Below are 12,268 nucleotides of genomic sequence, written 5' to 3' on the forward strand. Positions count from 1 at the left end.
CGGGAAAGGAATGCGCCGCGCGGGTCGCTCCGCGCGGCGCTTCACGTTCGGCGACGAGATGAGGCAAAAAGCGCCGCCGTCACGGGGCTGGCCGGGATGACAATGCTGGGGATCACTCCCCGGGCTGTGGCTGCAGCTTTTCCTCCAGCCGCGCTGCCGCCTCCAATTCGCGGTGCAGGCGCGCCTCTTCATGCGCCTTCGGCGTGACGAAGCGGCCGATCAGCAGATAGACGACCGGGGTGAGGAACAGCGTCGAGACGGCGGCGAGGCCCAACCCGCCGACAATGACCCAGCCGAGCGCGATGCGGGCTTCCGCGCCGGCGCCGCTCGCCAGAACCAGCGGCAGGCCGCCGACGATCGTGCAGATCATCGTCATCATGACCGGGCGCAGGCGGATATTGGCCGCGTTCTCGATCGCCTGGCGCAGGCTCTGGCCGCGGTCGCGCAACTGGTTGGCGAATTCGACGATCAGGATGCCGTTCTTGGCCATGATGCCGACGAGCATCACCAGGCCGATCTGGCTGTAGACATTGAGCGTGGTGCCGGTCATCAGCATGGCGAAGACGGCGCAGGCGAGACCGAGCGGCACGGTCGCCATGATAATGACCGCACTGACGAAGCTCTCGAACTGGGCAGCGAGCACGAGCAGGATGACGATCAGCGCGAAGCCGAAGGTCGTCGCCATGCTCGACGACTGCTCGTCGAGCGTCGCGGCCTCGGCCAGCGGGATGAGACGACTGCCGGGCGGCAGCAACGGCTCGGCGACGCGCTTGGCTTCTTCATAGGCTTCGCCCAGCGCGAAGTCCGGCGCCAGGCCCGAGGTGACGCCGACCGCGCGCAATTGCTGCTCTCGCGCCAGTTCCGGCGGCACGGCCTGCTCCGTCAGGGAGGCGAAGGTCGACACGGGCACATATAGTCCGTCGCCGGTGCGGATATAGATGTTTTCCAGATCGGTCGGGTCGTTGACCGGGTGGGTGGTGGAGACGAGCTTCACGTCATGGGCCCGGTCGTCGATGAAGACCTGCCCGATTTCCCGCCCGTCGAGCATGGCCTGCATGGCCGCGCCGAGCCCGTCGATCTGGATGCCGAGATCGGTCGCGCGTTCGCGGTCGACGGTGATGGAAAGCTGCGGCCGCGTCGCTTCGGAGGAAAGGCGCGGTTGCTCGAAGCGCGAATCCTCCTGCATCGCCGCCACGATCTTGTCGGCTGCCTCGCCCAACTGCCTGTAATTGCTGCCGGCGACGGCGAATGTCAGGCCGGAGCCGGCACCGCGAATGCCGAGACTGTTGGGCTGAAAGGCGAAGGCGCGCACGCCGGGCACGTTGCGCACCAGCGCGTTGGCTTCGGCCAGGATGTCCTGCTGCGAGCGCTCGCGCGCATCCCATGGCGCCAGCCGCAGGACCATGAAGCCGCTGTTGGTGCTGCCGCCCGAGCCGGCGACGCAGAAGGTGCTGGAAATCTCGCCGGTTTCGCGCAGCGGCTGCAGCAGCGTCTCGATGTCGCGTATGCGCTGGGCCAGATAGTCGAGGCTGACGCCCTGTGGCGCCGAGATGCGCATGAAGGCGATGGATCGGTCCTCGCTCGGCGTCAGTTCCGACTTGATGGTGCCGAAAAGGCCGCCCGCCACGATGGCGAACACAAGAGACACGGCAACAACGACCATGGGCGCATTGAGGCACGCGCTCAGGCAACGGCGATAGAGTGCGGACAACGCGCCGCCGGTGCGCGAGGCGAGGCCCTCGTTGCCGTTGTCGTGCTCGAGATGCCCCTTGAGAATGCGCGAGGCGAGCATCGGGCACAAAGACAGGGCGACGATCGACGACAGGAACACGGCGATGGCGAGCACGAAGCCGAATTCGCGGAACAGCCCGCCGGTCTGCCCCGGCAGGAAGGAGAGCGGCACGAACACCGCCACCAGGGTCGCCGTGGTGGCGATGACGGCGAAAAAGACCTCGTCGGTGCCGAGCACGGCAGCCGCGCGCGGACCCAGGCCCTGGTTGCGCCGGCGGACGATGTTTTCCAGCACCACGATGGCGTCGTCGACGACAAGGCCGGTGGCCAGGACCAGCGCCAGAAGCGTCAGGATGTTGATCGAAAAGCCGACGAGATAGATCGCCGCCAGCGTGCCGATCAGGGCGACAGGAATGGCCAGGCCCGGAATAAGCGTGGCGCGCCAGTCCCAAAGAAACAGGAAGATGATCAGCAGCACCACGCTGACGGCGATGACAAGTGCGATCTCGACCTCGTGGATGGCGCCGTTGATGAAGGTCGCGTCGTCGCTGGTGACCTCGATCTTCATGCCGTCCGGCAGGGTTTCCTGGATCTGCGCGGCTGCCGCGCGCACGCCCTCGGAGATTTCCAGCGTGTTCGACTGCGCGGCGCGGATGATGCCGAGTCCGATGCCGGTCTCGCCGTTGGCGCGCAGCTGCGACTGGCCGATGTCGGGGCCGAGCGTCACGCTGGCGAAATCGCGCAGCCTGACGCGGCGGTTGATGAGCAGGTTCTCGAACGCCTCGGGCGTGTTGATCGAGGCCATGGCGCGCACGATGAGGTCCTGCGAATTGCTGGTCAGCGAGCCGGCCGGCGTGTCGAAGGCCATGGTCGACAGCGCGTTGGAGACGTCGGCGACCGTCAGCCCGAGGCTCGCCATGCGGGCCTGGTCGATGTCGATGCGGAAGATCTTGTCGCGGTCGCCATAGACCGAGACGTCCGCCACGCCCGGCACGGCCGACAGCCTGTCGACCACCTCGTCCTCGACCAACACCGTCATGTCTTCGACAGACACATTGTCGGAGGTCACGGCCAGACGCACCACAGGCTGCGAATTGGCATCGGCCTTGATGATGCGCGGCTCGTCGGCGTCGTCCGGCAACTGGTTGGTGATGCGGCCGAGCGCGTCGCGCAGATCGGACGCGGCGGTGTCGAGATTGATGTCGTCGCCGAACTCGATGGTCACCCGGCTGCGGCCATAGGAAGAGGTGGACGACATCGACTTGACGCCGGAGACGCGCGCGGCGGCGCCCTCGATGATGCCGGTGACTTCGCGGTCGATCGTTTCGGCCGCCGCGCCGTCGAAATCGGTGCGCACGGAGATGACCGGCCGGTCGACATCGGGCAATTCGCGCACTTCAATACCGAAGATCGCCGCCAGGCCGGCGACGACGATGAGCATGTTGAAAACGAAGGCGAGCACCGGACGGCGAACGAACAGCGCCGTCATCCCGTGTTCCTTGAAGAAGGTTTCCGTCTTGTCCATGGCCGACAGCCCTTTGCGCGTCACGAACCGCTGGTAGTCGCGGCCTTGCCCAACTCGTCAGGCGAGAGGGAAACGGGACTGCGCTCGGCTACCTTCACCGGTTCGCCCTCGCGCACGATGTGGATGCCTTCGGTGACGACGACGTCGCCGGCGACCAGAGGCGCGTCGAGTAGGACGGTCGCGGCATTGCGCTGCACGATCCTGACAGCAATACGCTCGGCGCGCCCGTCGCGCACCGCCCAGACAAAGGCGCCGTCCGTGCCCCATTGGACGGCCAGGGGGTCGACCGAGGGATAGCTGTCGCCGGGAAAGCGCATCCTGACCTGGAACGACATGCCGGCGCGCAACCGGTCGTCGTCATTGGGAAGGCGGGCCTCCACATGCAGGGTGCGGCTGGTTTCGTCGACCCTGTTGTCCAGCGCGCTGACGATGCCGTTATATGCCTCGCCCGGCCGGGCAACGGAGGTTGCGGTGACTTCGTCCCCAACCGAGATGGCGCCGGCAAAGCGCTCCGGTATCCAGAAATCGACGAGAATCGAGGAACGGTCGTCGATCGTCGCGATCTCGGTATCGGAGGTGACGTAGTTGCCCGCGGTGATCGGCAGGATGCCGACAATGCCGGAAATCGGCGCCAGCACGGAGCGCCGGCTGAGATCGAGCTCGGCCTGGCGCAGTTCGAGCCGCGCATTGTTGCGGGCCAGCAGGGCCTGGGTGACCTGTACCTCGGTGACGGCGTTGGAAGCACGCAGCGAACTCAGGCGCTGCAATGTGCGCTCGGCGTCCTCCAGCACGATCTGCGCCTTGTCGACGGCGATCTCCTCGTTTTCCGAATCGAGCTTCGCGATCACGTCGCCCGCATCGACCCGGCCGCCCGACGCGACGACGACCTCGGTGAGGCGGCCTGTGTCATAAGGCTTGACGCTCACCGTCTGGAAGGCGCGCCCCGTTCCGATGGCCGACAGCCTGTCATTGATCGTTGCCGTGGCAACCGGCGCGGCGTAGACGGCAGGGTCGGAGCCGCCAAATCCGCTGTTCCCTGTCGGTGCGGCGACGGGTTCTTCGGAGGTGGATTGTGCCGTGGAGACCACAGGAAGCCAGTCAAGCTTGAGACGGGCCAGGACCTGGCCCGCGCCTGGGTAGAAATAGGCCCACAGAACCGCCGCCAGGGCGATCAAGACGAGCGTAACGGCTGTCTGCTTCCAAATCGACATTCAATACCCCGCAGGCCAGCGCGTCCGGTCACTGACACCGATATTGCGGCCCCGTGGCTGCCGGTACGAAACCGCCGCTCAGGTCTTATGGCAATTCCGTGCACCGCGGGCACGAAGATTATCATTAAATCTCTGTAATTTGAAAACAGGCAAATGACTGCCCAATCGCCGGGCAGCCAGGCCCTGGCGCTTGCCTCGTCAGCGCTGCGCCGCGGATGTGCTATCGTCTTCGAGCCACGCCTTAAAGAGGCGCCGGCGCAGCCGTGCGGTGCGCGCATACCATTCGCTGTCCTGCCAGATCGCCGTGCCCATGCGGTGTTCGGCCGTGGGAAGCTGTTCGCGCATCGGCGTCAGGGTCTCCGGATGAAAGCCGATGCGCCGCCGGGCGGAGCGGCGCGAGGGGCCGTAGGGAATATGCCGGGCCTGCGCCGCCATCCGGTCCGGGCGTGTGGCGAAGCGGATGAATTCCTTTGCCAGATCCGGCTGGTCGGCGCCGCTGGGGATCGCCCAGGCATTGTAGTCGAGTAGCTGGCCGTCCCAGATGATGGAGATCGGGGCGTTGCCGGATATGCGGGCGTCGAAAAATCGGCCGTTATAGCCGCTCGCCATCGCCACCTCGCCGCTCGTCAGAAGGGCGGCGGGCGTGGCCGCATCTTCCCACCAAACGATGTGGTCGCGGATCGCATCGAGCCTGCGGAAGGCCAGGTCCATGCCCCGCTGCGTGCTGAGCAGGTCGTAGATCTGCGAGCGCGGCACGCCGTAGGACAAGAGCGCCCATTCCAGCATTGCCTCCGGCGCCTTCTTCAGCGCCCTTTTGCCGGGAAAGCGTTCGACATCGAAGAAATCGGCGACGCTTTGCGGCTTCTCGCCGGGATAGGCCCGTTCGTCATAGGCGATCACAGTGGAAAAGACGAGCTGGACCACCGCGCAGGAAAGCAGCGCGCCGTCGATGAAATCGCGTTCGGCAGGCGTGCCGTCCGGGGCGGGCGCCAGGATCGCCGGATCGAAGGGCGCCAGAAGACCCTCGCGGCAGCCGGTGCGGGCGTCGGTCGACAACAAGTCGATGACATCCCAGTCCGTCTCGCCATCGGCCAGTTCCGCGCGCAAGCCATTGAGCCCGCCATTGTAGCGTTCGACGGCGATCCGGGCTCCGACCGCGCGCTCGAAAGGATCGAAATAGGCGATGCGCTGGCTTTCTTCATAGGCGCCGCCCCAGGAAACGACCGTCAGCGCCTCACGTTCCTCGGCCTGGGCGGCGAGCGGCGAAACAAGGCACAGGACCATCGCGAACCGTTCAAGCCGATTCATTTTCCTCCCGCCTCAGTTCGTTGGAGATGTCGAGATAGGCACCAATGACCACCGCTTCCGGCACGACGCCGAGCAGGCGGCCATCGCTCGAGGCGACGAGCGGCGCGGCATCGCCGACAAAATTCTTGAGACTATCCATGGCCTCGCGAATGCTCGTCGTTTCGTCGAACACGACGGGGCATCGCACCGCTGCCTCCCCAGCCGACCTGCCGGGATCCGATTCCAGCACGTCGCGCGTGGCCAGCGTGCCGACATAGCGACCCGCTTCGTCGGTCACGAAGGTCGATTCCCAGTCGCGTTCGCGCATGTTCCGGCGCACCGTGCCCATCGTCGCCTCGGCCCGGCAAACGGGAAAGTCGACCACCATGTGGTCGGCCAGGCGGGCATGGGCCAGCATGGCCCCGTCGCGCCCGAGCGCCAGATCGTATCCGCGCGCCAGGATCTGGGCATCGAAGAGCGAGCGTCCGAACAGGCGGAAGGCCACCAGATTGGCAAAGACCACCGAGACCATGGCGGCGACGGTTAGCGCGTAGTTGCGGGTCAGTTCGAAGACGATGACAATGGTGGTCAGCGGCGCGCCGATGACCGGGCTCGCCAGCGCCATCATGCCGCAGATCGCGTAGACGACCAGCCCGGAGCTTGCGAGCGGGACGACGAGGGACAGCAAGGTTCCGAACAGGGCGCCGAACAGGATGCCGATCAGGAGGGCCGGGCTGAACACGCCGCCGGAAAAGCCGAAGCCGATGCACAGCGCCGTCAGCGCAATCTTGGCGACGACCAGAACGGCGAGTTCGACCGGCGAGAAGGCGCCCTCTATCGTGGCGAAGCGCAGGGCCTCCGCACCGATGCCCATGACCTCGGGAAGCTCCAGCGCGACCAGCCCGACGGCGAGCCCGGCGAGCATGGGCCGCACGGCCTGCGGCAGACGCGTCGCCTGTGCCAGCCGGCCGCAATACAGCACGAGCCGCATGAAGCCGATGGCGACGAAGGCGCACAGAACCCCTTCCAGCGCGAAAAGGAGGAACTCGAAGCTGTGCTCGACTCCGCCGAAGGTGACGACAAAGAGCGGCTCGCGCTGGAAGAAGACGTTGGCGACGACATAGCCGGTCGCCGAAGCCACGGTGGTCGGCGCGAAGGCGCGCAGGGAATAGTGCCGCAGGATCACCTCGTGGGCGAAGACAAGGCCGGCAATCGGCGCATTGAAGGCGGTCGAGATCGCCGCCGCGACACCACAGCCGATGCACACGCCCTGCAAATGGGCGATGCCGAGTTTTAGCCGGCCCGCCAGTTCCCCGAACATGGCGCCGAGATAGACCATCGGGCCGTACTGGCCGACCGAGGCGCCGCAGCCGAGCGACACGATCGCCGCGCCGGTCGAGACGAGCCCATCGCGAAATGAGGGCAGCGGCGTGCGCGTCTGCACCGAGACGATGGCGTCGGCGGGGCCGAGCGGCCGCTTGCGCGCTGAAAGCCGCCACAAGGCGAGCCCGACGAAAAGCCCGCCGAGCGGTGGCACCAAGATCGTCGCCGCGGCCACGAGCAAGGGCCTGTCCTGATAGAGGACACGCGCGCGCGGCGCCACCAGCAGCCGGTCGTTCACCCAGGCGGCGGCATCGACAAATCCGATGGCGGCGAACGCCGCGAGCGCACCGATCGAGATGCTGATCAGCGTCAGGACGACGATCCTGTAGAAAGGGCTCACCAAAGCCTCACTCCCGCAGCGTTGTCGCGCAGCTGGTCAATTGTCGGCCGCTTGGACTTCCCCGGATCGTCGCCGCGAAGCACCACACGGCCGATCGCGCGATCAACGCTCTGACTGTGCAACACATTTCCGTGGAGATCGAGAGTGCGGATGGCTCAGCGGACCGGCAGGTCCCGTTCCTTCGCCAATCTGGCCGCCTTGACCGACCGGCCGATTTTGCGCGCCAACCGCATTACACGCAGCAGATTCGCCTGACGGTCGAACCGAAAAAATCACAAACTCGGGGGCTGGATGGTGGGCGTGACAGGGATTGAACCTGTGACCCCTACGATGTCAACGTAGTGCTCTCCCGCTGAGCTACACGCCCATCAGCGCCGCGCATACACCACAGTTTGCGTGCCCTCGTCAATGGCCAAATGGCGAATATTCGCCGCGGTGTGAACAATCGCGTCAGGCGGCCTGAAGCATCTTCTCGACCTCGTTGACGAGGTCGCGCAAATGGAAGGGCTTGGACAGCACCTTGGCGTCGCGCGGCGCCTTCGAATCGGGGTTGAGCGCCACGGCCGCAAAGCCGGTGATGAACATCACCTTGAGATCCGGATCGATCTCGGTGGCGCGGCGGGCAAGCTCGATGCCGTCCATCTCGGGCATGACGATGTCGGTGAGCAGCAGCGAGAATGGTTCCTCGCGCAGGCGCTCATAGGCGCTGGCTCCATTGTCGTAGTCGATCACGTCGTAGCCGGCGCGTTCCAGCGCCTTGACAAGAAAGCGGCGCATGTCGTTGTCGTCTTCAGCGAGGAGAATTCGTGCCATTTTGCTGTCCAGATCCGCAAGCGGGGGCGGGCCCGTGCCACCCGTTAACCAAGCTCGATATATGTGCCGGGTAGGGTAAACATCAAGTGAATTTGCCGGACGCAACGGTGCGCGCGCCGATCCGACGCGGCGGCCTTCAGTCGATGGTTACTGGACAGTTGCATGGTCAGATGGCAATTTCATTGCATGATGAAACGGTTGCAGCGGGTTTGACATCGATGAGCGTTGAGGCTGATTTTGCCGATGTCCCCGCTTTCGGCAGCCGGCGTCCCGAAATCCAGACAGTTCCTTTCGTCTTCAACTCGCCGCACAGCGGCCGCACCTATCCGCGCCGCTTTCTGGAGCAGTCGCGGCTGGACGCATTGGGTATCCGGCGCTCGGAGGACTGCTTCGTCGACGAACTCTTCGCCTCGGTCGTGGCATTCGGCGCGCCGCTCCTGACGGCACATTTCCCGCGGGCCTATCTCGACGTCAACAGGGAGCCCTGGGAACTCGACCCGCGCATGTATTGCGAGCCCCTGCCGCCTTACGTCAACAGCCGCTCGGCGCGGGTGGCCGGCGGACTAGGAACGGTGCCGCGGATCGTCGGGGAGGGGCAGGAGATCTATGCCGGCCGCATAGGTCTCGACGAGGCCGTGGACCGTATCGAGCACATCTACCGGCCCTATCACGAGACGCTGCGCCAGATGATGCTGGAGACACATTCGCTCTTTGGCACTGCGGTTCTTGTCGACTGCCATTCCATGCCCGCCAGCGTGCGGGTGGGCGAGATGGGCGCGCGCCCGGATTTCATCGTCGGCGACCGTTTCGGCACCTCGGCGGCGGCCTCCATAACGCAGTCGGCGATCGAGCTGTTGTCGGCGATGGGCTATACGGTGGCACACAACAAGCCCTATGCGGGCGGATTCATCACCGAACATTACGGCCGGCCCGCGCGTGGGCTCCACGCCATCCAGATCGAGATCAATCGGGGCCTTTACATGGATGAGCGGAGCTATCAAAAGACGAGCGGCTTCGAGCCGCTCGCCGACGATCTGAGGCGCTTCGTCCTCGCCCTGACAGCGCAGCACCAGGCGAACCCGCGCGACTTGCCGCTGGCGGCCGAGTAGTGCATTCCCGACAGAGCCGGATCGATTCTGGAGAAAAAAAGACCGCATCGATTGACGATGCGGTCGAAGTCTAGGGAGGAAACGCCCAAGGAGGGCATGAACGGTATCAACCGCTCACAGGAAAGGGTATTGTGCGCTGCACAAATGTCAAGTCTGAACAGCATTGCTGGGCCGCCAGGCGCCTGATAAGCGCGCTATTGGTCTATTTTTGTGGCAAATCTGCAACAGTTGGTGGGGTGAAATGGCTGTGAATGCTGAATTTCTGCGGCGCATCGCGACGGCCGCGGCGGGCGAATCACTGCCGCGCTTCCGCCGCGCAGGTGCAGTCGCCAACAAGCTGGAGAGCGGCTTTGATCCCGTCACGGAGGCCGACCGCGAGACCGAACGCGTCATACGGGCGCTGATCGAGGCGGAGTATCCGCGCGACGGCATTCTGGGCGAGGAACATGGCGGCAAGCCGGGCGAGACCGGGCGGGTCTGGGTCATCGACCCGATCGACGGCACGCGCGCCTTCATCTCCGGTATCCCGCTTTGGGGCACGCTGGTCGGCCTCACCGAGAACGGCAGGGCCGTATGCGGGCTGATGTCGCAACCCTTCACCGGCGAGCTCTATTACGCCACCGGCGAAGGCGCGTTCTACGACGGTCCGGGCGGGGCGCGGCGGCTCGAGACGCGCCGGACAACCCGGCTCGACGAGGCAACACTGTGCACGACGACGCCGGCGCTCTTCGATACGCGGCGGCGTGCGCTCTACGACCGTGTGGAAGAGGCCGTGCGTCTGCCGCGCTACGGCACGGACTGCTATGCCTATGCGATGGTGGCGGCAGGGCATGTCGACCTGGTGATCGAGTGCAGTCTCAACCCGTACGACATTGTCGGTCTCATCCCCATCATCGAACAGGCCGGCGGTATCGTGACGACCTGGCAGGGCGGTCCGGCCGAGGAGGGCGGCGACATTATCGCAGCCGCCACGCCAGAACTGCATCGCGCCGCGCTCGACCTTCTCGGGCGGTGAGGTTGGATTTGGCTATCCGCTTCCCGGAATGAAGGCGTCGAGCGCGGCCAGGCATTGTTCGCGGTAGAGATCGGCCTCCTGCAACAGCTCGTGCCGTGCGCCGTCGATGGTGAGCACGCTGCCGTAACGCAATTGCGAGGCGTAGTCCTCTATGGCGCCGGTCGAGACGATCTCGTCGCGGCCGGCGGCCAGACACAGGGTCGGTATGCGCAGGCGTGCCATGAAGCGCGGATCGGTGACCGTCTCGATGGCGATGCATGCCGCGCGCAGCCAGGCAACCGTCGGGCCGCCGAGTGCCAGCGAAGGACGCATCGCCACGATGTCGGAATTGCGCTTGAAGCGCTCGGGATCGCTCGTCAGCGGGTTGAGCGAAAATGGCCGCTGCTGCTTATGCGGCGGCCCACCGCCCAGATACATGGTGCCGAGGCCGAGCCCGAACAGCAGGCCGGACAGCCGCCCGAGCGCTGGACGCGACAGGGCGACGCGCGCCAGTTGCAGCAACGGTGCGCACAGCACCATGCGCTCGACCCGGTTGGTGAGATGGGGCGCGGCAAGCAGCGCCACGAGCGCGCCCATGGAATGGCCGAGCACGTAATACGGTCCGCGGCAATCCGGCAGCACGATGTCGTGAAAGAACCGGTCGAGGTCGGCCACGTAATGTGAAAAACTTTCGACATAGCCGCGTGCAGGGTCGCGGATAAGGCGCTCCGAGCCGCCCTGCCCACGCCAATCGAGTATGGCCGTGCCGAGACCGCGGCCGGCGAGATGGCGGATCGTCTCGAAGTATTTCTCGATATTTTCATTGCGCCCGGGAAGTACGACCACGGAGCCTGCAAGCGGGTGGTCGGTCGGACCGAACAGTCCGTAGCGTAGCTTCTTGCCGTCAAAGCCGGGCGTGAAACCGGCCGCCGCATTGTCGGGCATGGGATTGCCCGGCATGTCGAGCAGCAGCTCGGCGGCCGCCGATGGATCATTCGCGGGCAGGTGCAACGCCGTCGTCATATCCGATTTGATAGAAAGCCATTCGATCAAAAGCAAAGGGAAAAGGCCGGAGGCGCACACTGGCACCCCCGGCCTCACCAGATCCGGGGGAAGGGACGTTACACCCGGACCGAGCCTGCGGCGGTCTGTCGTTCGTGAGACCGCCCGTGTCGAAGCAAGGCTATAGGGAGAGAGCTGAATGCAGGCCGAAGCGCTCGTTCATGCGACGTTCATGTGGAGTTGGCGGGCCGCAGCGGCGATCTTGAATCCGCCGGCGCGAATTCCCAGATACTTTGCGTGGCCGCCAAGGATGGGGCCACTGGCGAGACGAAGGACGCCGGCTACCGGGTCCCTGAAGCTCCGCCAAGCGCACACCTTGTTGCTCAGAAGGAGAACACACCATGCGTCACGTTGATTTTTCCCCCCTTTATCGTTCCACGGTCGGGTTCGATCGGCTTTTCACCATGTTGGATTCGATTACCCAGCCTGACAACGGCCAGACCTATCCGCCCTACAATATCGAGCGCACCGGCGAGGACGCCTATCGCATCACCATGGCGGTGGCGGGCTTCGATGAGGGCGACATTTCCATCGAAGCGCACCGCAACGTGCTGACGATCAAGGGCGCCAAGGCCGACGTCGACGGCGAGGACGGTGCCGAGACTCTTTACCGGGGCATTGCTTCACGCGCTTTCGAGCGCCGTTTCCAGCTTGCCGACCATGTCGAGGTCTCCGGCGCCGAGCTGAAGAACGGCCTGCTGCACATCGATCTCAAGCGCAACATCCCCGAGGAGATGAAGCCGCGCAAGATCGAGATCTCTGCGGCCGGTTCGACGGCCAAGCAGATCGAGGGCAAGGCCGCCCACTAGAACA

9 protein-coding genes and 1 tRNA gene are annotated in these 12,268 nt (G+C 65.2%); 3 read left to right on the forward strand and 7 right to left on the reverse strand.

Annotation, left to right across the window (positions count from 1 at the left end; translation table 11 throughout):
• Window positions 1–112 precede the first annotated feature (112 nt).
• The 6 genes from GM909_RS10360 to cpdR all read right to left on the reverse strand — a co-directional run bounded on the left by GM909_RS10360 (window position 113) and on the right by cpdR (window position 8,290).
• Complete coding sequence (locus GM909_RS10360) at window positions 113–3,256, reverse strand: efflux RND transporter permease subunit (protein ID WP_157016317.1); 3,144 nt, start codon at window positions 3,254–3,256, stop codon at window positions 113–115.
• Window positions 3,257–3,276: 20 nt separating this feature from the next.
• Window positions 3,277–4,467 carry an efflux RND transporter periplasmic adaptor subunit gene (locus GM909_RS10365; RefSeq protein WP_157016318.1) on the reverse strand — a complete coding sequence of 397 codons (1,191 nt, stop codon included), beginning with the start codon at window positions 4,465–4,467 and terminating at the stop codon, window positions 3,277–3,279.
• Window positions 4,468–4,665: 198 nt separating this feature from the next.
• The gene (locus tag GM909_RS10370; protein WP_157016319.1) at window positions 4,666–5,775 is read right to left on the reverse strand and encodes an ABC transporter substrate-binding protein; all 1,110 of its coding nucleotides are present in this window, start codon (window positions 5,773–5,775) and stop codon (window positions 4,666–4,668) included.
• Window positions 5,762–7,477 carry a chloride channel protein gene (locus GM909_RS10375; protein WP_198174204.1) on the reverse strand — a complete coding sequence of 572 codons (1,716 nt, stop codon included), beginning with the start codon at window positions 7,475–7,477 and terminating at the stop codon, window positions 5,762–5,764. Before GM909_RS10375 ends, GM909_RS10370 begins: the two co-directional genes overlap by 14 nt.
• A gap of 292 nt (window positions 7,478–7,769) precedes the next feature.
• Window positions 7,770–7,844, reverse strand: a tRNA-Val gene (locus tag GM909_RS10380).
• 83 nt (window positions 7,845–7,927) lie between these two features.
• Window positions 7,928–8,290 carry a cell cycle two-component system response regulator CpdR gene (gene cpdR, locus GM909_RS10385; RefSeq protein WP_157016321.1) on the reverse strand — a complete coding sequence of 121 codons (363 nt, stop codon included), beginning with the start codon at window positions 8,288–8,290 and terminating at the stop codon, window positions 7,928–7,930.
• Between the two features lie 170 nt (window positions 8,291–8,460).
• On the opposite strand from cpdR, the gene GM909_RS10390 reads away from it, so the two are divergent.
• Window positions 8,461–9,399: an N-formylglutamate amidohydrolase gene (locus tag GM909_RS10390; protein WP_157016322.1), complete on the forward strand. Its 939-nt coding sequence runs from the start codon at window positions 8,461–8,463 to the stop codon at window positions 9,397–9,399.
• 241 nt (window positions 9,400–9,640) lie between these two features.
• Window positions 9,641–10,414 carry a histidinol-phosphatase gene (gene hisN / locus GM909_RS10395; RefSeq protein ID WP_157016323.1) on the forward strand — a complete coding sequence of 258 codons (774 nt, stop codon included), beginning with the start codon at window positions 9,641–9,643 and terminating at the stop codon, window positions 10,412–10,414.
• Window positions 10,415–10,426: 12 nt separating this feature from the next.
• On the opposite strand, the gene GM909_RS10400 is transcribed toward hisN, so the two are convergent.
• Window positions 10,427–11,416: an alpha/beta fold hydrolase gene (locus GM909_RS10400; protein WP_157016324.1), complete on the reverse strand. Its 990-nt coding sequence runs from the start codon at window positions 11,414–11,416 to the stop codon at window positions 10,427–10,429.
• A gap of 380 nt (window positions 11,417–11,796) precedes the next feature.
• Between GM909_RS10400 and GM909_RS10405 the strand changes: the two genes are divergently transcribed.
• Window positions 11,797–12,264 carry an Hsp20 family protein gene (locus GM909_RS10405; RefSeq protein ID WP_157016325.1) on the forward strand — a complete coding sequence of 156 codons (468 nt, stop codon included), beginning with the start codon at window positions 11,797–11,799 and terminating at the stop codon, window positions 12,262–12,264.
• Window positions 12,265–12,268: the final 4 nt, after the last annotated feature.

Source organism: Mesorhizobium xinjiangense (assembly GCF_009749525.1).
GTDB lineage: Bacteria > Pseudomonadota > Alphaproteobacteria > Rhizobiales > Rhizobiaceae > Mangrovimarina > Mangrovimarina xinjiangensis.

What these genes read in the sequence shown, in the direction of transcription:
- GM909_RS10405 (WP_157016325.1), top strand. Translation starts at nt 11,797, where the DNA reads ATGCGTCACGTTGATTTTTCCCCCCTTTATCGTTCCACGGTCGGGTTC.
- GM909_RS10390 (WP_157016322.1), top strand. Translation starts at nt 8,461, where the DNA reads ATGGCAATTTCATTGCATGATGAAACGGTTGCAGCGGGTTTGACATCG.
- GM909_RS10365 (WP_157016318.1), bottom strand. Translation starts at nt 4,467, where the DNA reads ATGTCGATTTGGAAGCAGACAGCCGTTACGCTCGTCTTGATCGCCCTG.
- cpdR (WP_157016321.1), bottom strand. Translation starts at nt 8,290, where the DNA reads ATGGCACGAATTCTCCTCGCTGAAGACGACAACGACATGCGCCGCTTT.
- GM909_RS10400 (WP_157016324.1), bottom strand. Translation starts at nt 11,416, where the DNA reads ATGACGACGGCGTTGCACCTGCCCGCGAATGATCCATCGGCGGCCGCC.
- hisN (WP_157016323.1), top strand. Translation starts at nt 9,641, where the DNA reads ATGGCTGTGAATGCTGAATTTCTGCGGCGCATCGCGACGGCCGCGGCG.
- GM909_RS10360 (WP_157016317.1), bottom strand. Translation starts at nt 3,256, where the DNA reads ATGGACAAGACGGAAACCTTCTTCAAGGAACACGGGATGACGGCGCTG.
- GM909_RS10370 (WP_157016319.1), bottom strand. Translation starts at nt 5,775, where the DNA reads ATGAATCGGCTTGAACGGTTCGCGATGGTCCTGTGCCTTGTTTCGCCG.